This is a genomic window from Methanobrevibacter sp. (assembly GCF_045130115.1).
Classification (GTDB): Archaea; Methanobacteriota; Methanobacteria; order Methanobacteriales; family Methanobacteriaceae; genus Methanocatella.
In genome coordinates, this window is the sequence record NZ_JBGUPC010000006.1 from 10,572 (window position 1) to 33,835 (window position 23,264).

Sequence of the window (23,264 nt, forward strand, 5' to 3'; positions counted from 1 at the left end):
AAATAAAAGAAGGAAGTAATTACCTGAGTAATTACTTGACGATAATTTTTGCTTTTTTGGTCACTTTGTTATAGTATTTGTTACCTTTGTAGGTGACAGCAACATTATATTTGCCTTTTTTGGTTAATTTTTTGATTTTAAAGGTTGCTTTGCCTTTTGCATTAGTTTTGGCAGTATAGGTTTTTTTATTAACCTTGATAGTGACCTTAATGTTTTTCATGGCTTTGTTCTGATTGTCTTTCAAAGTTACAGTGTATTTTTTGGTTTTAACAGATTTTTTGAAAGTCTTTTTGTTTGCAGTCAGTTTTGGAGTTGCTTTTTTGACAGTGACTTTTGCGGTTGTAGTTGATTTAGCGTAGTTAGTGTTTCCTGCAAATGTTATTGTTGCAGTGTAGGTATTAGGTGCTAAACCGTTAGTGGACAATTTAACTTGACCGTTCTTGTCAGTTGTTAGATATTTGACACCATTAAGATTGATAGTAACTTGAACACCAACTATTGGTTTGCCGTTAATGTCTTTTAATGTTGCAACTAAATATTTTCCCCCATTGTAGGCAGTTGTTATGGCTGAACTAGTTACTGTTGTTGGAATAATTTTAGTTACACTAATACTATTAGTTCTACTGAATGAAGAATATTTGTTGTCTCCTGAGTAAGTTATTGTGAAATTGTAGTTTCCTTCAGTTAATTCTGGAACTTTAACATTAGCCACACCATTAATTACATCAAAAGTATAAGTATCCTTACCAATTGTCAAGTTAACGGTGCCTGTTGCATCACCAGGTAATCTGATTGCAATATTATTAGCTTGACCAGCTTTAATATCAGGAACAGAAATGCTTAGGTCATCATCATTGATTTTTAATAAAACCTTAAATGTAGTAGAAGCACTACTGTCAATGTAATTATTTCCTGCTGTGAAATTAGCTATTACTTCATATGATCCAATAGGTAAAACACCAAAGTCAAATGAAGCAACATTGTTTGCGGTTACATCAGCAGTTTTGACAATGTTGTTGCATTTAATTGTTACTTTACCATTTTCGGTTGCTGTGACATTTACAATAACATTTTCTGTTGACTCATATTCTTTTACAATCAATGTCAAATCTGTCTGTTTAGGTGAAACAGATATTTTTGTTGAATTGTTATCTGAAACATAATTGCTGCCTGCATTTAAATTTAGGGTTATATCATAACTATTAACATCAAGAACACCAAAGTTAATAGACATAATCTGATTAGCAGTTACATCAATAACTTTGGTAATGTTTCCAATTTTTGCTGTTAAAGATCCATCAACATTAGTTTTAACATTAACAATTACATTTTCACCATAAATCTTATCTAATGCTTGAATTTCGGTAATTTTTGATTGTGCTGGTGAAATTACTAAAGAAGTATCATCAAAACTTTTTTCATAATTGTTTCCACCATTAAATGTAGCATTAACTGCGTATGATTTAGCATCTAAAATACCAAAGTCGACAGAATATAATTTATTTGCTTCAACATTAACATCTTTAATGATTGTTCCCACTTGAACAGTTATTTTACCATTCTCACTTGCAGTAACATTAACAATAACATTTTCTCCATAAATACTATTCTTAACATTGACATTTACAGTTGTTTGTTTAGGAGATACTGTTATTTGTGTTTTATTCAATGGTTTTGTATAATTATTACCTGCATTCAAACTTACTTCTATATCGTAAGTTTTAGCATCCAATATGCCAAAATCAAATGAAGTTAATTTATTTGCAACAACATTAACTGATTTAATTGCAGAGCCGGCTTTAACTGTTAAATTACCACCAACATTGGTTTTAACTTTAATAATAGTATTTTCACCATAGACATTGTTTGGTGCTTCTATAGTAACTATTTCCGCTTTGGCTGGGGATATGACAATATTGCCATTATTGTTACTTGGTTTATAGTTTTCTCCGGCATCAAAGGAAACTTCAACATCATATGAATCAGCGGCTAAAACGCCTAAATTGATTTTTGTTAAAGTGTTGGCCAATACATCTTTCTCACGAGTAATATCGCCAACAGTGATAACCACTTTTCCATCAGCACTTGCAGTAACATTAACGATAACATCTTCACCATAAACTGAATCTTTAGCACCTAATGTAATTGAAGTTTGTTTTTTAGCTACTGTAAAATTAGTATTGAAGAATGAGTTACCATAGTTTTTATCAGATGGGTGTAATATAACTGAAACATTATGCTTTCCTGCGAGAATCTTGTCATAAAAAGTAACAGGTACTACAGTATTTGCTATCACATTAACCTCTTTAACGTAATTGTTATCAATTTTGACAGTGGCAACACCATCAACACTACCTTTAACATTAATTACTAAATATTCTGAGTAAGTTATATCATCAACACTAGCGACAACATTGGTAGATACTTTAGTTATTGTTAATATTGCATCCGCTGTTTTAGTATTATAATTGTCATTGCCATTGTATTTTACTTTAACATCATATGTTCCAGCGTCAATATCGTTGATATTTTGCACTACTCTTTGATTTCTAATGATAAGATCATCATATGTTCTAACTGATACGATTGTGATAGTGATATTGCCTTCAGCATTACAATTAACAACTATTTTTGCAGTTTGACCATATTCTGCGTTAGTTACTTCAACTGCTATTACAGGGTCAATTTTAAATACATTGAAAGTTTTATTTTGAGTTGTTGAATAGTAATTATTATTTCCACCGTAATTCACAGTTATCTTATATTCGGATGCATTTAAATTGCTTAATATTCGACTGAATTTACCTCCACTAAGAGTTACATTTGAAAATTTGATTTCAAAACCTGCATTATTGGATATAGTAACATTTGCAATACCAGTAATATCATTTAAATAATTTATAGTTAAATTTGTAGATTCATTATAATTAACATCATCGATAACAATATCAAAGGTAGGTTCGCCTTTAAATATTGTTAAAGTACTTCTAGTTGTTGCTTTATCATAATTTTGATTAATAGGAATGAAAACATATTCCACATCATAATCTCCAACATTAATACCTGATAAATTCAAATAATTAATATTTGCATTGACATTGAATGATTTAAAATACTTATTAGATGCATTAATATTTAGAACACCACTCAAAGAGCTATCAAAACTGATTTGTGATTTACCATAAATCATATCAATAAGGTTTATGCTGTCTGTAATATCAATTTTCTTTTTAAGCACTTCAAAAGTGATATTATTTTCACAAGAACTATAATTGGCATTACCATTATAAACAAGCTTTATAGTATGGTAACCTGCATTTAATCCATTTATTGACAATGAATCATTAATATTGATTGTTTTATTTAAAACAGAATCAATATAAACACTAATATTGCCAGTTACTCCATCAGTAATATGATAATTAATATCTGCTGCCTCTCCAAAAGTAATATTGTCTGAAGTTGAATTGAGAGTTAGCATATCGATTGTTGGTTTGATTTTTAATACTTTAAATGTAGCAGTATTCTCACATGAGCTATAATAATTGTCTCCACTATAAACAAGTTTAACTAAGTAATTGCCAACAGGCAAATCATATATGTTAACTTCTTCTCCTAATGCAACATTTTTGATAAATGTATTATTAATATACACACTAATGCTTCCGGTGGCATTTGCTGTTAAATCAAACTGAACATCAATTGTTTCACCAATTGTTTTATCACTTACATAAACAGTTATCTCGGATTTTTTAAATTGAAGTGTGAAATTGTAATCATGTGTTAATGAGACATAATTAGAATCTCCTTCGTAGATTATTGTGCAACTATGATTTCCTGCAGTTAAATTATGAATAGTAATGTTTGTTTTACCTTCTATGAGTTTTGCAGAATATGAATTATTATTTATAGTTATAGTTATATTTCCAGTTGTTTTTTTATTTAAAATAACATCAAATAATACATCTCCTGCCAGTTCAGATGAATTAATTTCAATTGTAGGTTTTGCTTTTAAAACTGTTATTGTAGCAGTATCATAACAACTTGAATAAGAGTCATCGCCGCTGTAAATTACTGTAACATTGTGACTCCCAACAGTAATATTTTCTAATTCAAATATGTCTCCAACAGTAATATTAGCTTTAAATATATTATCAACGAATACACTTATGATACCCTCACAATTTGGCGTTATTGTGTAGATTACGGGAATATTTTCATCAAAACTAGTATTTTGTTTTAAGTTTAAGGTTATATTTGATTTATATAAAATTTTAAATGTATTAGTTATATAAATTGGATTATATTTATCGTCTCCTTCATATTTGATTTTATAAGTATTAATTCCACCATTTACATATGGAATATCAAAACATGTTTTACCATCAGCTAATTCATTAATAAATGTGTAATTAGCTAAAGTAATCCTAACCCTACCAGTTGCATCTTCATTTAATGTTACATTAATAATTACATTATCTCCCTCGACAACCCCACCAAAAATTGTAACTTCTTGAGAAGAGTTCTTACCAACCTTAAAGAGATTGTTTGCAGAAGTTCCTGTGTAAAAACTGTCACCAGAATAATCAAGAACAAGTTGATATTCGCCCTCTTCTAAATTATTTACAGTAAATGAGGATGTTAACTCTTCAGAAGACATGGAAAACTGTTTATATAAAGAAATTTTATCTGTAACATTATATATTGATACAGAAATATTATTTACCAATGGAGTGACATCACAAATTATAATATAATCATCATTATTATAAATTGAAGAATTGTGAATTAATAATACAGGATACACATTTTTTTCAGATTTACAAACTTCCCGATAATTATAGTAACTTCCATTAAAACTACAATTAAACATGTTTCCTTCATCACCATACCAGTAAATAGCGCCGCCCGAATTAGTTGTAGATGCAGAAGCATAATAATCCTTAAAATTACAATTAAATAGGTTTCCTTCATCACCATACCAATAAATAGTGCCTCCATAAGCATAACTGGATTTAGTTCCATCGCTAGAACCATAACTGGAACTAATAATGTGGGAACTTTCAAAATTACAATCAATTATATTACCATCATTTCCCATCCAATAAATAGATCCTCCATAAGAATAACTGTAACTAGAACCAATACGTTTATAACTATAACCATAGCTATCACTTGTACCATAAGAAGTTTTAAAATTACAATTAACCATATTTCCATCGTTTCCATTCCAAAAAACAGATCCTCCATAACAATTACTATAACTGTTGGTATTACTGGCAGTACTATAACCATAACTATTACAATAACTAGAACTAGACACATGTGAATTTTCAAAATTACAATTAGTCATATTTCCATTATCTCCATACCATGAAACAGCACCACCAAAACTATTACTTGAACTAGAAACTGTGCCAGTATTAGTTGTAGAAAAAGAAATGTATACATTATTGGAGCTATAACAATTTTTAAAATTAGAATTTATAAGTTTACCATTATTTCCATTCCAATAAATAGCACCACCAGTACTACGACTAGAAGTAGAACTACTGACAGTAATATTAGCATAACTATAGCAATAACAATTTTCAAAGTCAGAATCTAAAATATTTCCATTATTTCCATCCCAATAAACAGCACCACCATTATTAGAATAACAATCTACAAAATCACAATCAATTAAATTACCATCAATACCTGTCCAATAAACAGCACCACCAGACAAAGGAGTATGGCAATTTACAAAACTACAATAAAGAATATTACCATTTGCACCATTCCAAACGATTGCACCTCCTGTAGAAGAACAGTTACAGTTTTTGAATTTAATATTTTTTAATGTAACTCCACTTTGCGCAACATTAAATGCAGAAGCTTGTTCTTTTCCATTTATAACAAAACCTTTTCCATTAATTAATATTTGTTTATTAATATCAATACCATTTTTGTAACGTGAGTCTTTACTCGGATCATAAACATAATTTTGAGTTAAATTTAATTCACCATCAGCATTTGCAATATCATTAGCTAAATCAGTGAATGTACCTGTTGTAGCACTTAATTCATTATCTTCAGTTGCCCCCACTTCACCACCATATTGCTCTTCAATTGCCAGTATATCATCTGTTTCATCTATTGTTATTTGATTCTCGCTTGATATGTCAGTTTCATTGACATCACTAGCATACACACTAGCAATACTGAACAAGCAAATAATCAAACAAATGAATACTAATCCCTTTTTATATTTCATATCATTGCTCCCAATTTTTTTATTAATTGATATATATTATGTTTAAATTGTTATTTAATATTTCCGACTATCACTAACTATTCAAATAATTAATTTCACGATGTATTATATTAACATTAATTGATAAAAGTAGTTAAAATTTCAAGCATGCATGCAATTAAACATGATGAGTATAAAAAATGAATGTAAACATGATGACGAATGTATACGAATTAGTAAAAAAAAGAAGAAATTGTAGATGTTAAACATCTACTTTTTCACTTTTGCAGTCTTTTTAGCTATTGCATTACCATAGCTTGCTTGGTATTTGACTTTTTTACCAACTTTGAGCTTCTTGAGAACATTCTTTTTAATGGTTACTTTTGCAATGCCTTTCTTATTAGTTTTTGCAGTGTATTTCTTGCCATTGAACTTGAAAGTAATCTTTTTGCCGCTTAAAGCCTTGCTACCCTTTTTCAAAGTTGCTTGCAAGACTAGTTTCTTAGCAGATTTCTTGACTTTAACTGTTTTCAAAGATATTGTTGTTTTAGCTACTTTTTTTGTAGTGGAGGTTGGTGTATTTTGGTTTGTTGGAGTATTTGAATTATTTTGATTTGTTGGAGTTATTGGTTTGCTAATGGTAAAACTTCCGGTTTTTGTGAAAGATGTGTATTTTGAATCTCCAGAATAAGTGAGGACATATCCATAAAAGCCATTATCTAATTCTGGAAGTTGAACATCACAAACACCATTAACTACAGTGAAATTATATGGTTTACCAGCAATGTCTAAAGTAATAATTCCATTTGCATCGTTTGGCAATATAACTGTTCCAGATCCCCCATCTAGTGACGGAATAACAATATTCTTATCATCAATAGGTTTTGGATCTGCTGCTTTAACAATTAATTTGTTAACGATTGATTCACCAGTATAATCATTGATTGAAGTAATGTTATACTCTCCAGGATTCAATTCAATTGGCAATTTTGCAACACCGTTTGAATCTGTTTTGATAGGTGTTTCATCGTTGTTGATTTTGAATGCAACGTATTTGTTGGATAATGGTGCTCCATTACTTTCATAGAATGTAGCTATGAAGTAAGACTGCTCACCATAAGTTGTTTCCATATCATTTGCATTAATTGTGGCTATGTGACCAACCTTCAGATTGCCATTACTTTTAAATGGATTGTATATTTTGTTTCCAGAATAATTAATTTCATAGTCATAAGTGCCATTTGGCAATTCAGATAAGTCTATAATTGCTTTTCCATCATTGATAGTTGAATTATAGGTTTTATTGTTGATAATAAGAGTAATGTTACCAGTTGCATTTGTAGGTAAATTGATTATCAATTTTTTTCCATCATCACATGAATCCGGCACTTCCACAATTAGATCTGTCTTTTTATTTACATTGAAATTAATTGTTTTCTGAAAGTTTCCACATTTGATGGTTAGAGTTGAAATTGGCGAATTATTTAATGTAAAATTATATTCGCCATATCCACTTACAAATGGAAATGTATCTAACATACCTAAGGATTCAGCAATAAAATCAACACTTAATACATTTGAATAATCATAACTATTCATATTTCCAATATAATCTATTATAGAAGATAAATTACATTTGATTTGAGCAATATCGCCCACATATAACATATCTCCAATACTTGTTATGTTTAATACTAACCACTTTTGGACAACTAATTTATTCACATTTGCAGGTTTTTGTCTTGGATTGTCAAAAGTATTGCCCCACCAGTTATAATTACCATCAAATTCTTTTTCTGAATAAACAATTGGATTAGAGCCATATTCTGAACCTAACAAAATACAATTATTAATACGGCCTTCAGACAAATGTGTAATGTCTTCTACATATATTCCGTCATCTAAAGCACCAGAATTGTCTAAAAATAAAGAGTTATCCATGTTAATCTTAACATATAAATCATTTTTATTTATTGCAGTAATATATATTGCAGCACCTTTAATTGCATTATTGGAAATAAATTTTGAATTATGTATTTCAATTTTATCCATATTGGAATAAATTGCACCACCAGTATTTGATGCTGAATTATTAATAAAAATGGAATCGGTGATGTTTAATTCACAACTAGCATAGGAATTACTTTCTTTATCCACATCTATTCGTATTGCACCCCCGTTTCCTTGATTAGTATTGTTAACAAATGAACATTTTATAATATTAAAATAGATTTTATTTGAACCAAAATTATCTACATCTATTGCTCCTTGTTTAGAACCACTAAAAATACAATTTTCTATAGTATAATAACAAAATGACAATGGATTAATACTAAAACTTGATGAAACCCCAATACTATTAAAAAAATAACAATTTTTTATTATAACATCAAGATGCATATAATATGTATTTGAAGAACTGGAACTTGAAAGCAGAATGCCTCCACAGTTTGTAAAATTACAATTCTCTATGGTGATGGCATTATTTTCTGAAAACTGATCCCATCTGACTGCATATGTCCCATTGACAAAATTACAATTCTTAATTGTTATGGAATTTGAATATGTAAAATGGAATGCATTAGTATAATAATTGTTAAAATCAATTGTATGTCCATTTCCATTAATGTATGAATTCAATACATTTATTTCTTTATTTTCAGTATTAATATAATCCCTAGACAATATTTTGCCTGATTTAATATCATTACTTAAATCAGTGAAAGTTCCAGGAGAATCACTTATTTTATCATTGTCTGTTGATTCAAGTGAATCCATTTCATTATTTTCAATAGTTATTGTCTCATCACTTTGATTTTCAACATTTATTTGTACGAAATCCGTTTCATCATCCACACTAACAACATCCCCCGTTATATTATCCGCAGCAGACACCGTTGAAGCTGCCAATAATATGACAAATAATATTGCTAATGTTAAAATAATTTTGTGTTTAATTTTAATTCCTCCTTCGAGTGCGTAAAAGTGCATTCAATGGTTATACTATATATATTTGATTTATTTAAGATTATGGTTACCCAAAACAAAAATGGATATATGAATGAAGATGTTGTTAAAGACCGTATTGGATTTGTTAAATTATCCCCATATCGTCTTGAAATATTAAAATACCTTGAAACTGGAATGAAAATGCCAGTTGAAATAGGAAAACATCTTGATATTAGAACTTCTCATGCTTCCAATGTCCTTCAAGGATTAAGTAAAAATGGACTGGTCGTATGCATCAATCCGCACCGTAAAAAGGGCAGATTATATGAAAATACAGAATTGGCAAAAGAAGTTCTAAAATATTTTGACTGAAAAACTAGTTATGTTTCTTGTTTTATTCTTTTAACCACAGATGATGCAGAATAATACATAGAAAAATACTACCAGTTGGAATGGTGGAAAAATCCAGCATAAAAATAATACTAGACCTGCACCAATCAGTAATCCTGTCCATACATTCATAATTGATCCCTCCTTGTTGTAAAATCTTTTATCTCATATTTGGATCTCGCAAGCAACTCTAAAACTTGGAAGCAAGTATCCAAATCAAATGTGCCTTCATACACTATGATATCTTTAAATTTATACATGGCCAAAACACGCAAGAAACCATTTCCATTTTCTAAATCATCCACATTCACATACAATCTTGTATATCCTAAATCTAATGCTTCTTCAATCCTATCTACAATGTCTAATGTTATTTTAACTGAATCCATAGTAACAACTCCAAAAAGTAAATATTTGGTGATGGTTTTTAGTTTAGTGTTTTAATCGATTGGTTTGTTCAGATATCTGCAACAAGCCCTGAAATACTGCTTAGCTTTGGATTTACCTCCATAACAGTGAAGAACCCACACCATCACATATGCCTCATTATTTGCTGCAATAGGCACAACCTTAGGCCTTTGCACAGCCATGTCCCCCATAAAGGTCTTCTCATACAATTCATCAGCCAAATCTCTAACAAACTTCTCATCAAAGAAAGCATAAAATTCCTTTTCAAAGACAGATTCACGATTAGACATTGGATTGGATAAATATTCCTTGTGTGCTTTATCATATTCATCTTTCCAATGGTTACTAATCTTATTTAATTCTCGTTGTCTGACATTTTCATAGTGGTTGATGAAATTTTCAATATCATTCTCAGTTGTATTAGGTTGTCTACGAATATATGAAGTACAACGTCTCCATTCACCTTCAGGAAGGTATTTCATCCCATCTTGTTTCTTTCGAGACACATAACATACTCTTAAGACATCTTCAAAGTCCCTGTATAAATTATATCCAGTATTTCTAACTCTCTTATCTGCATTTGATGCTTTCATATCTTTTGCAGCACCAGATAATGCTGATGCAGCTATCGCCATACTTGCTAAACAAAGCAATAAACTCATAGTTTCATCTCCTATTAATTATTTAACTCACAGTTTAGTGACTTAAGAGCCATTGGTCAAAGTTCGACAGTCTAATTACACCATAGTGAAGTAAGGTCTCTTATCAATAATTTCAAGATCAAAGATTCCATTTGCACATTGTTCACGCTCCCATATTAGGCGACTAGAAGCTTCCTGCGATGTGGTAATGTAGTAGTCGAAAAGCCTCCATCTGCCATTTTCAAATTCGTCAATTCTAAAGGATACTTCATATCCAGTACGTGGACTAATTGTTATTCTAAATTGTTTCATTTAAATCACCAAAAATAGAATTTTTAGATTTTAAAGACTCACTATGTCATTTCAACAGTCTATAATACCCATTGTTCAATTATCTTAAGCATTTTCTTACGAGATTCAATGCCTTGAGCATGAACTGAATCATTTTCTTTTTCAATTGGTGTTGACCTAGAATAAATAAAATCATCAACAATATGTGCTTCAGACTTAAATTCATCTGTTTCCAAATAGTTACAGACATTTTTAATCTTACCGAAGTGACGAATGACGGCCACCAATTCAGAATCCATTTGCCATGCGAATATGCTGTCATAGGGGATTAAATCAGGTTCAAAGATTCTATTAAAAGAAGTAGTGCATTGCATTTCCCACATCTGCATAGGTGTAAACTGTATAATGAACATATGTGGAATTAATGACACTACTTCTGAAACAGTAGCATCAAAGACTTTCACATGATCAATTAGCTCACCTTCAATAGTTAAAAAGTAAACACAATGGTTAGAAGTGTTATCATCACTTACAATTTCAACAAGACAGGTTTTATTTGGGACTGGTATTTTATCTAATTTCACAATATCAACTCCTTACAAGTAAGAATAATCTCTACAACAAAGTTTAATGGAAAATTCAGCAAGAGAAGGCATATTATGTTCCTGAACAAGCAATCTGCAGCCAAGAGTTATAACATACATATTCACAGGCACTTCACTATGTTTGAAATATACTGATTCACAAATTGCCTGTAAATGCTGTAATGTGTCTTCAGTAATTTCTTCATGAATCAAGTCCATAACGACTGCAATCTCACCATTGTCCTGTCTGTAGGTCTTAACTTCATCTGTCAAGTCATCTACAAATCGGAAATTATTTCTAAAAAATCTGTTTACTCTTGCATTGTCTAATACGATTTTTAACACAAAAATCAACTCCTAAAAATAGTTATTGAATAGTTTTATGACATATTCAGGTCACAATCTACCTACAAATACTTCTTACATAAATCAAATACTATTTGGCCATGAAATTTTGCAATCTCTTCGATATCTACCTCCCCATATTGATCCCGATGATAACAGACATCATCTCTTATGTGTTGATACACACATTCAAATTCATCATCAGAAATACTTCCGTCATGGATTAAACCTTGAATGAATTTGTCTGCTTCAGATTCACAAAGAATCAAAGCATCAGATTCATCTGATTCAAGATTATCAATAATGTCGTCCATACAAATACTAGAGCCAATGTTTAATTCATTGTCAATTGCTTTCTCGATTGTTAAATTTTCAAATTTCATAATTATGCCTCCATTAGATTAACTGTTTTCTTAAATCTCTAATCATCTGTTGAGTTTCAGGTCTTTCAGCTTCCCAGTGCTCTTTTGGGTAGTCACCAATCAAGTAATGAATCAACCATTTAGGCGAACACCACTTAGTGTGATTACTGTGCTCATAGTCATCAAAGGCAAGCTTCAAACCATCAAAATTGATAGATTTTAACAGTTCAGGACCTGTAAATTCTGCATTCTCAATTGTGACCTTGCTGCAATAGAAACCATTGTCAGTATAGACACAAATGTTTGCAGGATTAGTTGCATCAGTGACCGCAATAATGATTTCAGCGGCACCAAATGGCAGATTTTCAACAATATCGTTCATTTTAGGCAACATTTTTTCTAACAACAACGTTAAAACCTCCAATAAATTGTGGTGATGGTATACAGGTAAAAGTAACAAAAAGAATAAAAATTAAAGAAGCCAAAGAATTTACTCTTTGGCCTCAACGAAATCATAGAGTTTCATCTCCCTAATGATTTTCTCACAGGTAGAAATGATTTTACTGCCTTGACCTTCCAAGTCTTCAATGGCATGTTCTTTGTTCCAACTTCTGATATATGCAGCAGATTCAGAATTTGTCACATTACAAAATTTGCATAGATAATAAGAACCAGCTTCAGCCATAGTTTCTTTTACAGATGTAGAGAGCTTTTTACCTTTTTCTGTGAAGTGACAAAGGTAATGAATGTACTCATGGAAAAATACTGCTACCTTTTGGTCATCGGGAATCCAAGAACTGATTTTTATAATAGTGCCATCTGTACTCCCTCTAGTCAATTGCTTGTTACTCATCTTAATTTCAACAGGAGATCTTTCAAGAATGTCTTGAAAAGTAATTATTCCCCTATTAACAACCATTGACTCTTCCATTGGCTCTCCATCAGTCATTGACAAATCCCACACATTCACTTTGACAAAATAAAGGATTTCTTCAATTTCTCCTGATTCTTCGTCTTCCTTTTTCCAAATACGGGGTGCTAAGATCTTTAAAGCTTTCTGGCCTTTACGTACGAAGCGTCCATGCTCCTGCCAAGCACGATAACCCGCTAACAGCTCCGTGGTTTCTCCAGTCCTAGCATACAGCTGTTTATCAGCAAGGAGGACATTACCAATAGAATAGTTGTAAAATCCTTCACGACATCTTAATTGTCTTTCGATAATTCTATCTAATTCATCTATATCAGTAACCAATTGGTCGCATAATTCTTTTTGCATTTTTCTTAACTCTTTTACTTCAGATTTGCTCATTTTAAAACCTCGTTTATTTAAATTAGAAAAGCAGTTTAAAATGACTTGCTCAGGTCATCGTTCAACTGCCTTAAATTCTTGAGAAACTGTCCAATTTAACATTTAATGCTAAAGTTGAGCCGTTTTCCCATTTCACATGTATCTGTCCGATATCATCTACAAACATGACTTCGCCAACAGTTCCAGAAGGTGGAGCGAAAGGATCGTCCATAAAATGAAGTTTGACTTTACAACCGACTGGATACATTTTCCTTAAAAAATCTACTTTGTTCATTTTGAAAACACCTCAGAAAATTAATTAATTGAGTCTTTTTGTGAGAATCCTCCAGCTCAAATAATAAAAAAATATAAAAAAGTATTACTTCAAAATTTGAAAAAAAAATAATCACTCTTTTTTGTCATATTTGCAATATTGATGTGTCCAACAGTCAAAATCGCAGTCATCACATTTGGATAAATCGATTTCATCATCATACCATGATGGATAGACTTCATAAGGACTGTAAATTCCCATAATTACTCACCTCCTGTACATCTGCAACCTTTTTCAGGTAATTTTTCAACAGCCAATGATTCAGATCCATTGTAGATACATTTAAATCCATACTCGAAGTGATAAATGTCATCTGCAAAAGGGCTATTTGCTTTAAAATCTATCACCTTGATAGGTTCATCTGTCATCAACATCTCACACTTAAAACATTTACACATCTAATTCGCCTCCAGTAAAGTTAATATCAATGCGTGCTTCATGGTAAGGACATAATTTGTCTGCTTCATACTTAGTTAATGTAGCAGAGTATCCAAATTCTTTAATGAAGTCTTTAATATTCCTCATTTTTGAGAAAAATTCATCTGCACTTTCACCATCATCTGTGAAACTGATACTTCCTTTGTAGTCATCAGTCCATGCTGTGACATCAATCCAGTTCAAAGGACCAAATTCTTTTTGTATTTTTAAATTCATATCCAAAAACACTTTTATAATATCCATACTTTCACCACAATTAAAAAGAAGAGTTTATAAATACTCTCCTTCGATTATACTCCAAATTTCATATGCTCTATCAGGAATAGGTCCTGAAACAATATTGAGCTTATTGCATATTGAAAACATACATTCCCGATAGAAATCTTCATCATTACAATCTTCAAATTCATGATACACTTCACCTGCAATCAGACAATTCTCTTTGAATTCTGAAACATCAATTATGACAGAGATCTCTTCTTCGTTGCTTCCAAATATCGAATCTGAACCATATTCAATCGATTTAATATGATAAGTATCCTGTACTTCTGTTCTTCCATCAAAACTATTTTCATAGACTTGAATTCCACCAATTACTTTACCATCTTTTTCTACAATCTTAACAATCATATAAAACACCAATTAAAATATTAAAAAAATCCAGTTTAACGACATGGAGGTCGCATTCAACCAACTAAATTAACTCACAGTATTTATCAAATAAAAGACCTGCAAGTGCTTCCATATAACCTTGATCATAACTTATGTCGAGTTTGATTCCTGACCAAACAAGTTCCCTATAAGTTTCGACCAAATATTGTACTCGTTCAAAATGCTTTTTAATCACTTTTGGATCATCAGAAGTTTCCAAATCTTTCCAAATTTGATTAATATCTGCATCCAAACCATACATTTTCAACTCAAAGTCCATTTTACGAAGTTCTCTGTTTTTTGCAAAATTAGTCATGATTTCACCTCATTTTAATAAAAAAATGGAGCATTTAATGGCTGCTCCAAACCAAAAACTATCGTTAACAATGTTATATTGATGATTTAAAAATTTTTCAATGGAGAAAATACTCATAGGAATTAATAAATCTATCAATATCTGTAACAACTTGTTTTATCAATTCTTTTGCTTTTTCGTTCTTGTAGTAGCGAGAAGAGTTACTGCAATAATATGAGAAATCAAGCAATGCTCCATAACTACATTTGTCAATTCTATCGAATCGATTTACAAGCTTAAAACAAGATCTTTTCTCATAAGAATTGCTTCTCACAAGAAACACCATTTCCGCAAAGCTGTCATAGACTTTTTCGGAAATATTTGCTTCAAGTTCTTTGTTACTTGGCACATACACATTTAACACCCCCTTGAATGTCGATTTAACCATAATTCACAAGCTTCTCTCATTGTTGCACTTTCTAATGGTCGTGCTACTTTATGAGAACTGGCAAATAATGATACAGCCATCCTGTGGCTATCAAATTCATAATCTACTTCGGAACCTGCAAGTAAATCAATTGCAAGTTGTTCTGTTGCTACAATAACCTCTTCAGGATTAGTGTAATTGGCATTGCAACGTTCATTTACAAAATCTAAACCGATTTCAATTTCATTCACCATATTATCACTTAAAATAGAATGGGAAGTCTTATTTACCTCCCATTCTCATTGACTTTAAATCGACAACAACTTTCTGCAACTCTGCAACAATTACTTTCAAATGTTGAACCTCTTCCTTTAAGACATCAACATCGTTGCTGGGAGCAGTATCCGTTTCCAAATCAATTGCCCTTTTAAATGTAACCTCTGAAACATCTTCAACAGGTTTATTAGTGTAACTATACTTTCCCTCATTGACTTGTAAATATAAACAACTTGAAAACGCTTTGATAACTTCTCCATAGAACTCTTTGCCTGCGAAATCAATATTCCCTTTAAGTTCTGAAGCACTGATGTTCCCATTTTTCCTATTGTTAGGACTTAATGTGCGTTCTGAGTTTGCTACATGGCCAATTAACTCGCCGTCAGAGTTGTAGACAGCAATAGCATCTTCATCAAACTGATTATTTTCATCTGCTTTCAAAATTACATATTCACCAGCTTCAACCTTATGAGAAGGATTATTGAAGCATAGGCCAACAGTTTTCACCTGATATACTCTATTCATATAAATCACCTCAGTAAATTCCCATTCCTTCAAAATCAATTGTGGAAACAATTAATTCCTCAGGAGTTAGTGAATTCCTGTATTCAACAAAGAATTCAAAGTCGACAGCATTGTACATTGTAGTTTTTAAGTTTTCACCATTCATTATATCACCTAATTCGTGTTTAAAATGTTCAATATATGCTACAAAACCGTGAGATTAGCACACAGCATATATCAACATCACCAACCTCACGGTAGGCTTATTTGGCAAAGTAATAAATCTCATACTGTCTTACGTCTTCAAGCTTTAAATTAAAAATAGCATTTGTTTCTGATGTTTAGTGTCCTACAACAGAATATAGGGACAGTGATGACTGTCCCACGCATTCTTTGTTTCTTTTAATACATTAGAAATAATATTACTATACAAGTGGTATAATGACAAATACAAAAAACAATACAAACACATTCACTATTAGGTTCAATAGTGAAATACAAAGTAGATTAGACTTTTTACAAGAAAAAACGCAACTGAGCAAAGCTGCAGTAATAAAATTAGCGATTTCAAAAATGTTTGAGGATTACGGTGGTGAATAATGTTGTCACTAAACGAAAAAGTTAATTTAGAAGAAATTCAATTTGGATTTGATGACATAACTTATGTCCAATCGGGAGCAGGATTAATAAAAAAAACATATAACTACGAATCTTCAGATGATGAAGATATTGGTAAGATTTACATTTACCAAATAACCGTAATTAGAGATATTCAAGACCGATTCGAGCCTTTATATGCTCTTAAGTATGAAGATTTAGTATTTGATGAGACAAAAATTACAAAAAAAAGAACTTTTGATGATTTAGTAAATTTCATTGACAAGCAAAAGTTAATAATCGATGACAAAAAATCTCTTGAATATATTCTTTCGTATTCAATTAATTATTTTAGCCATGATGTTATTTTTAACGATATCCCCTTTGTTGTTAAGAAAGTTGTCGATTTTGAAGATGTTGAATTGCCAATGCATCCAATGTAATTATTGTTATATTAGAAATGTTCTACAATTTGCAGAAAAAAATGAATTAAATGTTTTGTGAGATATTGCCTTTGAATTGAGTATGTTTTATTCCCCTTAATATCTCATATTTGTTGTAAAATTATTTATTGTATGATTAAGCTCATTATTGGTGGAACCTAATGTCAAATAATCAACAACAGTCTTATAATGGTCAATTAATAAATATCTGTCATCTTTTACATGTTCGTAGAATCTTTTATTATTAGCAGTGCCACTTCCATTCAATAATAAAAGAACTTCATCCCTGTAGGATCCACGAAGATGATTTTTACAAATGTCTTTAAACCTATTCCTAACATATTCCGATTTTATATCTAAAGATTCATCATTAGGAAGATAGTTACTTGCTTTCTCTCGTGCCCTGCGAAATATGTAAGAAATATGATCTTTACCAGCCATTGGTTCATTGTGGTGATTCAAAAATACATAATCTTTATCACTATCAATATTGAGGTTTTTTCTATAACGTAAATATTCAATTGTTAATTGTAAAGACTCAGGACTACAACAAGTCATTCTTGGACGTGATTTCATTTTTAAATCAAAGCATGCAATGTAACCATCATTTTTAGGATTTTTCTTAACCAGATTATGGATAGTTTTTAGTTCATCGTACTTAAAATATGAATCACAAGCATCTAACAATTGTTCATAAGTCAATTCTTCTATAAACTTGGAGGGTAGCCCTGATGATAATAATAATGTTATAATTGCCCAATCATTTTTACCTGCACCCATGGACATGATTTTGAGGATATCTTCTTCGGTAGCAATTGTCATGAAAATATTTTTGGCATAAAAAATACTTAAACTCATCGACCTAAGTCTGGAGTTAGGTTGTTTTGTAAATTCACCAAAATACCTGATTCCACAGTCAGGACAAAATGAAATTTTAACTCTTTCACGATGCTACAATCCCAAAAAATACAGTTAACCCGAGCCCAAACTCATGAAAAATCTTTATATGTCTTTAAAAACCACATAATAATTGCAAATACAAAGTTTTAAATAAAATCATGATTTTACGTTAACTTTTGAATTTGTAAAAAAAATTAAACAAATTCATTAGGAGGTCATAGTTATGGATAAACAAAATACTACAAAATGGGATGTGTTGATGAAACTGGAAGAAAGTCAGGAAAGCATTGCTCATTTGAATAAATTTTGCTTAGATATGACTTGTTTGTACGAAAGTTTGAAACATAGCATCATGGATTATGCTGACGGCAAAGAAGAAGGCAAGGATCTTTATGTACACAATGATAAGCTGACTAAAGAAACTGCCATCTACGCCAATATAATTGATAATGCTGTTAAGGACTTGGAAGGCTGTAAAACTTTACTTGATAAATTTTTAGATAACAACTGAAAGTGGTGATAATATGATAACTGATAGTTTTTGTGAATTGCAATATGATGAACAGCACCAATGTTGCTATTGTAAAAATTGCATATGTAAAAAAGGTGATGTTTATTACGAAGGGCATGAGCCAACAGATGCAGAAATTGAAGCAGAAATAGAAAGACAAATAGCTAAATCAGAAGCTATGGCTGATCGAATGTAGGTGATAATATGAACGATATTAACGAAATATATTCAGATTTAGTAGATAAAACTGGAAAATTCATTAGTATGAGTGTATTTTTTTGTACAGTAGTAGAAACCTTTGTTGATTTCAATTTTAATATAGACAAAAATGAACATCCATTAACAGATGATGGAGAATTCGTATACTGTGATTGCGGCTACACTGATACAAAAGAAGAATTTTTAATCGAATTAAAAAAGTTCAAAGAATACATTGAAACTATAGATACTAAACTTACAGAATTATATGAAAAAGAAATTAATAAGACAGAAAAAAGTAGTTAAATGAGATAAGTAAACCCCAAACAACTACTACAAGTTTATTAGCATTTACTTTTTTGTTGTTTGATGGTTAAATACTTTATCTTTTTTTCTACTTTCTTCAACTAATGGAGGAATTAACATGGGCTTTAGTACCAAACAAGAAGAAAAGGAACAATCAATTTATTATGTTAAAGAATTAGCGGAATTAGGATATCTCGATGATGATATTGGAATTTACATACCTTATCCTGATAAAGGCAATCCGACTGTATTTTTAAAAATTAGCAGAACTGAGGGTTTAAAATCAGAAACTGTTTATACATGGGTAGAAAAGGAAAAAAATGGGTTTCGCACGCTAGCTATGTATAAAAGTAGAAAATTAATTATTGAAACAGACCAAAACTTACTTGACAAACTAAAAGAATCAGCAACCAGTGTTGATATTAATATTATTGAAAGTTTTGATGACTTTGTTGACGATGTTATTAAAAATATTAGAAAAACAAAAGGTCTTGATGTATTAAAAGATGAACATTTTGAATTTCCAAAGTCTCCAAGAGACAACGAGGATATGGAAGAGGCAGAAGATGTTTTCGGCTTTGATAGTTATCCTGATTTAATTCAAAAAGAAGCATTGAAAATCATTAATGATGGTTCTTTGTATGAAAAATATGTTGATTCAATTTCAATTACTCATGCTGGCAATGAAACAACAAAAGACCAGTTAGCTTTAATTAGTGTTTCTTTATTCATTGGTGAGCCAACACATACAGAATTGGATGCTAACACAGGGCAAGGGAAAACAGATGTTACAACAGAAACTGTTAAAAACATACCTGATATTTATGTGCATCATTTATCAACGGTTTCTCCAAAGAACATATACTACGACCGAGAGTCATATGGCAGATACAACATTGTAATTTTTGATGATGTAGTGCTAACAGATGAAACAATTGGATTACTCAAAGTATTATCTGATAATAACAAACCAGTTAAAGAATTAAAAACAGTGATTGATAAAAAAGCAGTTAATTTTACATTACCTGGGAAATTTTTAGTCATTATCACATATGCTAAAGACAATCCTGATGAAGAATTATTGAATAGATTATACAAGCTAAACATGAACATTGATGAAGATAGTAAAAAAGTAATTAAAAACAAAATCAAATACAATACTATCATCAATGCAGATAATAACGAGATTATATCACGATCCAGATTAATTATTCAAGCAGCAATACAATATTTAGTTGAACAGGAACTTGAGATTTTCAATCCATTTGCCGTATTGTTTGATCCAACACCATTAGAAAATCGTAACATTAAACATTTTATTGCAATGGTAAAATCGAAAAGTTTTTTCCATACTAATAAACTTAAAAAGATTGATTTTGCTGGTAAAACCATTTATATTGGTTCCTATGAGGATTTCTGGCATGTTGCAGACATATGGTCAAAAGAAGCAGATACACAGAAATACAAACTCAATGACAAAGAAAAAAATATTTTATCTATTCTTGATGAAAAGACTCGTAAACAAGCAATTGAAGATGTTGAAAGTAAATTAAAAAAATATAAGGAGTCATTAGCAGCAGATCAAGCAGATATCTTAGATGAATTAGATACCCGTAAAACAATATCTAAACGTATTGGTGTTAACGAAACATCTGTTAGAAATTATCTTGATAGGTCACAAGGCACTTCTAAATCTTTACTTGATTTAGGTTTAATTGGTAGAATTAGATTTAATACTGAAAATGATAATTCACCATGGGTTTATTTTAAGGTTAAAAATGAAGATGATGAAGATATAAAAACCCTCTGGCATAACTGGCAAATCGAAAACGCCAAGTATTTCGATAACTTTGAAAGCAAAATAAGGATTCTCCTTTCTTTTCTATACTTGGCAAATATTACAGTAAATGAAAAAGGATATGTATATCTAAAAAAATATTGTGAAGATGAAACTCATTGTATAGACTTGAATGATTATGATAGTTATTATAATTTTATCAAAGATGCAATGAACTATTTTGATTTAAGAAGATATGCTATTAAATTAGAAGATGCTAAACATGATGATTTGAAGTACATGATTGACTTATTTTCATCTCCTTCTAAAAAAGTTGAGGAAACATGTTCTGACCAAAATTCTGCAAGTTCTGCCGACCAACTGAAAATGGTGGAAAATGCTCCAAATGAAGATACAATATCAAATTCATATGGCGATTCCGATTTGCCAAGTGCTGCCAAGGAGCAGGACAGTACCTCCAAAGACAACCTTGACATAAATGACTCAAAATCTAATTTAAAAGATAATAATAATTTTGAAGTTTTGGATTATGATAAGGATTTTGAAGAGAGAATGAAAGCACAAGAAGAGATGGAAAACCCCCATGCTCTTTTAAACACTTATACTCTTGATTTTACTGTTGAAGATTGTCAACTCAAGATATGTGATTGTTTATCTAAAAAGAAGTTGGATTCACAGCAACTTATGGACAAGGTATTGCCTAGAGAAAATGGACATAAAATCGGAATTGGATTATTTAAAAAATCATTACGCAAGTTAAAATCTGCAAACATCATATCAAAAGATAAACATGGCAATTATTGTTTAAATGATTCTTCTAAGGAAATAGAAAAATCCACTATTTTGATAAGCAATTTAACTTCACAGGAATGCCAACTGCGAGTCTGTGGTTTGTTGGCAAAACAAGACATGGCTAAAGATGTTATACTCAAAAAATTAAAGAAGAGTGTTAATATTGATGAGGGTGAGTTAAATTTGGTGTTAGATAATTCATTGGAATCTCTTGAAGGTAAAGGTGCTATAGAATCAAAGGAAATTGATAATATTAAGCATTATCATCTGAGGAGTGATTTTAAGGAACAATTAAATTAAAGGAGATGATAATTATGGCAAAAAGTAACAATGCAGGAGTTGATATTGTGGCTATAACAAATATTTATAAAGTAACAAGCGAGTTGAAAGAAAAAGGTTATCTGTATGATGATACTGGCGTTTATGTGCCTTACACACATAAGAATGAGGAGTATCGTGATAACAGAATGGTATTCCTTAAGATTGAAAGGAGGTCCTCAAAAAATGAGTTAAGGTACACTTTTGTTAAGCTTGAAGAGGGATTATTTTATCCTATTTCAAGTTCTTATATATCAAAAGTATTAATTAATGAATACGATGAGTATTTGGTGAGAAAAATATCCTCCAGAGGTTCATACTGTGGTTTAAATACACAGGAAAAAGTATTCATTAATTTTGTTTTACAATTCAAAACTGCTATTATTAATGCTGATTGCTTAGATGTGTTAAAAAATAGTGATTATACTATTGTAAATGAAGAAAATATAGTGAATTTAACTGTTGATAAGAAAAATAGCACTCATCATAATTTTATGAATATGAAAAATTTAGTCATGAGTGTGACTGGGAAAATACCAAAACGATTTGGCGATGTGCACAATACTCATGTTAATCTTTTTACAAAGGGTGATAGTGTTGAAGTGTTCCAATGTGTTCTTAAATGTTCAACAACAAAGAAACAATACGATCAGACTGAATTCTTGATGAAATGGTTTGATTTGGATACACCACAAGAAGCTGAGGACAAATTTCAGGAGTTGAAACGCAACACCTAATTATTTATTTTTTTATAAAAATGTACATTCCCCGTTGTTATAGCTATACGAATATAAGCTTGTTTCAATGTTTGCGGAATTGCTTTTAGTATTTCATAGTAGCAGCATATAATATGTAGTTTGTATTAACCTAGCCTTGATTTAATTAGCCATGAAATCAATTAAAGTAACGCATTATGTAGGCTTTGTCTGCCCAAATTATGAACCCATGCAAAACACTATAAAATCCTGCATGAATGCCCCAAA

Annotated in this window: 29 protein-coding genes; 8 read left to right on the forward strand and 21 right to left on the reverse strand. The window is 30.7% G+C overall.

All coding sequences use genetic code 11. The features are described 5' to 3' along the window. Positions 1-31 precede the first annotated feature (31 nt). Together ACJMML_RS00895 and ACJMML_RS00900 are read right to left on the reverse strand one after the other, a co-directional pair. On the reverse strand, positions 32-6,256 hold the full coding sequence (locus ACJMML_RS00895; protein WP_405305551.1) for an Ig-like domain repeat protein: 6,225 nt from the start codon (positions 6,254-6,256) through the stop codon (positions 32-34). 249 nt (positions 6,257-6,505) lie between these two features. Then, the gene (locus ACJMML_RS00900) at positions 6,506-9,145 is read right to left on the reverse strand and encodes a hypothetical protein (RefSeq protein ID WP_405305552.1); all 2,640 of its coding nucleotides are present in this window, start codon (positions 9,143-9,145) and stop codon (positions 6,506-6,508) included. Between the two features lie 120 nt (positions 9,146-9,265). On the opposite strand from ACJMML_RS00900, the gene ACJMML_RS00905 reads away from it, so the two are divergent. Then, positions 9,266-9,556, forward strand: a complete 291-nt coding sequence (locus ACJMML_RS00905; RefSeq protein ID WP_405305553.1) for a MarR family transcriptional regulator — start codon at positions 9,266-9,268, stop codon at positions 9,554-9,556. Positions 9,557-9,702: 146 nt separating this feature from the next. Here ACJMML_RS00905 and ACJMML_RS00910 read toward each other — a convergent pair whose 3' ends face one another. The 18 genes from ACJMML_RS00910 to ACJMML_RS00995 form a co-directional block, all read right to left on the reverse strand. Further along, the gene (locus tag ACJMML_RS00910) at positions 9,703-9,963 is read right to left on the reverse strand and encodes a hypothetical protein (RefSeq protein ID WP_405305554.1); all 261 of its coding nucleotides are present in this window, start codon (positions 9,961-9,963) and stop codon (positions 9,703-9,705) included. Positions 9,964-10,014: 51 nt separating this feature from the next. Continuing rightward, positions 10,015-10,644 carry a hypothetical protein gene (locus ACJMML_RS00915; protein WP_405305555.1) on the reverse strand — a complete coding sequence of 210 codons (630 nt, stop codon included), beginning with the start codon at positions 10,642-10,644 and terminating at the stop codon, positions 10,015-10,017. 75 nt (positions 10,645-10,719) lie between these two features. Further along, complete coding sequence (locus ACJMML_RS00920) at positions 10,720-10,935, reverse strand: hypothetical protein (protein WP_405305556.1); 216 nt, start codon at positions 10,933-10,935, stop codon at positions 10,720-10,722. 59 nt (positions 10,936-10,994) lie between these two features. Further along, positions 10,995-11,498, reverse strand: a complete 504-nt coding sequence (locus ACJMML_RS00925) for a hypothetical protein (protein ID WP_405305557.1) — start codon at positions 11,496-11,498, stop codon at positions 10,995-10,997. 12 nt (positions 11,499-11,510) lie between these two features. Beyond that, positions 11,511-11,843: a hypothetical protein gene (locus ACJMML_RS00930; protein WP_405305558.1), complete on the reverse strand. Its 333-nt coding sequence runs from the start codon at positions 11,841-11,843 to the stop codon at positions 11,511-11,513. A 62-nt stretch (positions 11,844-11,905) separates the two neighbouring features. Further along, a complete protein-coding gene (locus ACJMML_RS00935) occupies positions 11,906-12,226 on the reverse strand; it encodes a hypothetical protein (RefSeq protein WP_405305560.1) in 321 nt (106 codons plus the stop codon). 13 nt (positions 12,227-12,239) lie between these two features. Continuing rightward, positions 12,240-12,614, reverse strand: coding sequence for a hypothetical protein (locus tag ACJMML_RS00940; RefSeq protein ID WP_405305561.1), 375 nt, complete (start codon positions 12,612-12,614; stop codon positions 12,240-12,242). 81 nt (positions 12,615-12,695) lie between these two features. Continuing rightward, positions 12,696-13,514 carry an ArdC-like ssDNA-binding domain-containing protein gene (locus ACJMML_RS00945; protein ID WP_405305562.1) on the reverse strand — a complete coding sequence of 273 codons (819 nt, stop codon included), beginning with the start codon at positions 13,512-13,514 and terminating at the stop codon, positions 12,696-12,698. 70 nt (positions 13,515-13,584) lie between these two features. Next, positions 13,585-13,788 (reverse strand): DUF4314 domain-containing protein, encoded by a 204-nt coding sequence (locus ACJMML_RS00950; protein ID WP_405305563.1) that lies wholly within the window; start codon positions 13,786-13,788, stop codon positions 13,585-13,587. 111 nt (positions 13,789-13,899) lie between these two features. After that, positions 13,900-14,028, reverse strand: coding sequence for a hypothetical protein (locus ACJMML_RS00955; protein ID WP_405305564.1), 129 nt, complete (start codon positions 14,026-14,028; stop codon positions 13,900-13,902). 2 nt (positions 14,029-14,030) lie between these two features. Continuing rightward, positions 14,031-14,225, reverse strand: coding sequence for a hypothetical protein (locus tag ACJMML_RS00960; RefSeq protein WP_405305565.1), 195 nt, complete (start codon positions 14,223-14,225; stop codon positions 14,031-14,033). Next, positions 14,218-14,481: a hypothetical protein gene (locus ACJMML_RS00965; RefSeq protein ID WP_405305566.1), complete on the reverse strand. Its 264-nt coding sequence runs from the start codon at positions 14,479-14,481 to the stop codon at positions 14,218-14,220. The genes ACJMML_RS00960 and ACJMML_RS00965 overlap by 8 nt, the downstream gene beginning before the upstream one ends. A gap of 54 nt (positions 14,482-14,535) precedes the next feature. Continuing rightward, complete coding sequence (locus ACJMML_RS00970; RefSeq protein ID WP_405305567.1) at positions 14,536-14,895, reverse strand: hypothetical protein; 360 nt, start codon at positions 14,893-14,895, stop codon at positions 14,536-14,538. A gap of 64 nt (positions 14,896-14,959) precedes the next feature. Beyond that, on the reverse strand, positions 14,960-15,232 hold the full coding sequence (locus tag ACJMML_RS00975; RefSeq protein ID WP_405305568.1) for a hypothetical protein: 273 nt from the start codon (positions 15,230-15,232) through the stop codon (positions 14,960-14,962). A gap of 97 nt (positions 15,233-15,329) precedes the next feature. Next, positions 15,330-15,626 carry a hypothetical protein gene (locus ACJMML_RS00980; protein ID WP_405305569.1) on the reverse strand — a complete coding sequence of 99 codons (297 nt, stop codon included), beginning with the start codon at positions 15,624-15,626 and terminating at the stop codon, positions 15,330-15,332. 2 nt (positions 15,627-15,628) lie between these two features. After that, a complete protein-coding gene (locus tag ACJMML_RS00985) occupies positions 15,629-15,892 on the reverse strand; it encodes a hypothetical protein (RefSeq protein ID WP_405305570.1) in 264 nt (87 codons plus the stop codon). Between the two features lie 28 nt (positions 15,893-15,920). Beyond that, positions 15,921-16,439, reverse strand: a complete 519-nt coding sequence (locus tag ACJMML_RS00990; protein ID WP_405305571.1) for an HIRAN domain-containing protein — start codon at positions 16,437-16,439, stop codon at positions 15,921-15,923. Positions 16,440-16,449: 10 nt separating this feature from the next. Beyond that, the gene (locus ACJMML_RS00995; RefSeq protein WP_405305572.1) at positions 16,450-16,584 is read right to left on the reverse strand and encodes a hypothetical protein; all 135 of its coding nucleotides are present in this window, start codon (positions 16,582-16,584) and stop codon (positions 16,450-16,452) included. A 275-nt stretch (positions 16,585-16,859) separates the two neighbouring features. Here ACJMML_RS00995 and ACJMML_RS01000 point away from each other — a divergent pair, with 275 nt between their 5' ends. Then, the gene (locus ACJMML_RS01000; RefSeq protein ID WP_405305573.1) at positions 16,860-17,018 is read left to right on the forward strand and encodes a hypothetical protein; all 159 of its coding nucleotides are present in this window, start codon (positions 16,860-16,862) and stop codon (positions 17,016-17,018) included. A 2-nt stretch (positions 17,019-17,020) separates the two neighbouring features. Further along, complete coding sequence (locus tag ACJMML_RS01005; protein ID WP_405305574.1) at positions 17,021-17,458, forward strand: hypothetical protein; 438 nt, start codon at positions 17,021-17,023, stop codon at positions 17,456-17,458. A 96-nt stretch (positions 17,459-17,554) separates the two neighbouring features. On the opposite strand, the gene ACJMML_RS01010 is transcribed toward ACJMML_RS01005, so the two are convergent. Then, positions 17,555-18,280, reverse strand: a complete 726-nt coding sequence (locus tag ACJMML_RS01010) for a hypothetical protein (RefSeq protein WP_405305575.1) — start codon at positions 18,278-18,280, stop codon at positions 17,555-17,557. 430 nt (positions 18,281-18,710) lie between these two features. On the opposite strand from ACJMML_RS01010, the gene ACJMML_RS01015 reads away from it, so the two are divergent. The 5 genes from ACJMML_RS01015 to ACJMML_RS01035 all read left to right on the forward strand — a co-directional run bounded on the left by ACJMML_RS01015 (position 18,711) and on the right by ACJMML_RS01035 (position 23,018). Next, positions 18,711-18,869, forward strand: a complete 159-nt coding sequence (locus ACJMML_RS01015) for a hypothetical protein (RefSeq protein ID WP_405305576.1) — start codon at positions 18,711-18,713, stop codon at positions 18,867-18,869. 13 nt (positions 18,870-18,882) lie between these two features. Then, positions 18,883-19,065 (forward strand): hypothetical protein, encoded by a 183-nt coding sequence (locus ACJMML_RS01020; protein WP_405305577.1) that lies wholly within the window; start codon positions 18,883-18,885, stop codon positions 19,063-19,065. Between the two features lie 8 nt (positions 19,066-19,073). Beyond that, positions 19,074-19,373, forward strand: a complete 300-nt coding sequence (locus ACJMML_RS01025) for a hypothetical protein (protein ID WP_405305578.1) — start codon at positions 19,074-19,076, stop codon at positions 19,371-19,373. 118 nt (positions 19,374-19,491) lie between these two features. Further along, the gene (locus ACJMML_RS01030; protein WP_405305579.1) at positions 19,492-22,263 is read left to right on the forward strand and encodes a hypothetical protein; all 2,772 of its coding nucleotides are present in this window, start codon (positions 19,492-19,494) and stop codon (positions 22,261-22,263) included. A gap of 14 nt (positions 22,264-22,277) precedes the next feature. Further along, positions 22,278-23,018: a hypothetical protein gene (locus ACJMML_RS01035; protein ID WP_405305580.1), complete on the forward strand. Its 741-nt coding sequence runs from the start codon at positions 22,278-22,280 to the stop codon at positions 23,016-23,018. Positions 23,019-23,264: the final 246 nt, after the last annotated feature.

Excerpts from the sequence above, each read along its gene's own strand:
- ACJMML_RS00955 (WP_405305564.1), bottom strand. The coding sequence starts at position 14,028 with ATGGGAATTTACAGTCCTTATGAAGTCTATCCATCATGGTATGATGAT.
- ACJMML_RS00895 (WP_405305551.1), bottom strand. The coding sequence starts at position 6,256 with ATGAAATATAAAAAGGGATTAGTATTCATTTGTTTGATTATTTGCTTG.
- ACJMML_RS00960 (WP_405305565.1), bottom strand. The coding sequence starts at position 14,225 with ATGTGTAAATGTTTTAAGTGTGAGATGTTGATGACAGATGAACCTATC.
- ACJMML_RS00910 (WP_405305554.1), bottom strand. The coding sequence starts at position 9,963 with ATGGATTCAGTTAAAATAACATTAGACATTGTAGATAGGATTGAAGAA.
- ACJMML_RS01015 (WP_405305576.1), top strand. The coding sequence starts at position 18,711 with ATGGATTATGCTGACGGCAAAGAAGAAGGCAAGGATCTTTATGTACAC.
- ACJMML_RS01000 (WP_405305573.1), top strand. The coding sequence starts at position 16,860 with ATGACAAATACAAAAAACAATACAAACACATTCACTATTAGGTTCAAT.
- ACJMML_RS00975 (WP_405305568.1), bottom strand. The coding sequence starts at position 15,232 with ATGACTAATTTTGCAAAAAACAGAGAACTTCGTAAAATGGACTTTGAG.
- ACJMML_RS00945 (WP_405305562.1), bottom strand. The coding sequence starts at position 13,514 with ATGAGCAAATCTGAAGTAAAAGAGTTAAGAAAAATGCAAAAAGAATTA.
- ACJMML_RS00935 (WP_405305560.1), bottom strand. The coding sequence starts at position 12,226 with ATGAAATTTGAAAATTTAACAATCGAGAAAGCAATTGACAATGAATTA.
- ACJMML_RS01035 (WP_405305580.1), top strand. The coding sequence starts at position 22,278 with ATGGCAAAAAGTAACAATGCAGGAGTTGATATTGTGGCTATAACAAAT.
- ACJMML_RS00990 (WP_405305571.1), bottom strand. The coding sequence starts at position 16,439 with ATGAATAGAGTATATCAGGTGAAAACTGTTGGCCTATGCTTCAATAAT.
- ACJMML_RS00970 (WP_405305567.1), bottom strand. The coding sequence starts at position 14,895 with ATGATTGTTAAGATTGTAGAAAAAGATGGTAAAGTAATTGGTGGAATT.
- ACJMML_RS00985 (WP_405305570.1), bottom strand. The coding sequence starts at position 15,892 with ATGGTGAATGAAATTGAAATCGGTTTAGATTTTGTAAATGAACGTTGC.
- ACJMML_RS01020 (WP_405305577.1), top strand. The coding sequence starts at position 18,883 with ATGATAACTGATAGTTTTTGTGAATTGCAATATGATGAACAGCACCAA.
- ACJMML_RS00965 (WP_405305566.1), bottom strand. The coding sequence starts at position 14,481 with ATGAATTTAAAAATACAAAAAGAATTTGGTCCTTTGAACTGGATTGAT.
- ACJMML_RS00920 (WP_405305556.1), bottom strand. The coding sequence starts at position 10,935 with ATGAAACAATTTAGAATAACAATTAGTCCACGTACTGGATATGAAGTA.
- ACJMML_RS00915 (WP_405305555.1), bottom strand. The coding sequence starts at position 10,644 with ATGAGTTTATTGCTTTGTTTAGCAAGTATGGCGATAGCTGCATCAGCA.
- ACJMML_RS00995 (WP_405305572.1), bottom strand. The coding sequence starts at position 16,584 with ATGAATGGTGAAAACTTAAAAACTACAATGTACAATGCTGTCGACTTT.
- ACJMML_RS01010 (WP_405305575.1), bottom strand. The coding sequence starts at position 18,280 with ATGACAATTGCTACCGAAGAAGATATCCTCAAAATCATGTCCATGGGT.
- ACJMML_RS00950 (WP_405305563.1), bottom strand. The coding sequence starts at position 13,788 with ATGAACAAAGTAGATTTTTTAAGGAAAATGTATCCAGTCGGTTGTAAA.
- ACJMML_RS00905 (WP_405305553.1), top strand. The coding sequence starts at position 9,266 with ATGGTTACCCAAAACAAAAATGGATATATGAATGAAGATGTTGTTAAA.
- ACJMML_RS01030 (WP_405305579.1), top strand. The coding sequence starts at position 19,492 with ATGGGCTTTAGTACCAAACAAGAAGAAAAGGAACAATCAATTTATTAT.
- ACJMML_RS01025 (WP_405305578.1), top strand. The coding sequence starts at position 19,074 with ATGAACGATATTAACGAAATATATTCAGATTTAGTAGATAAAACTGGA.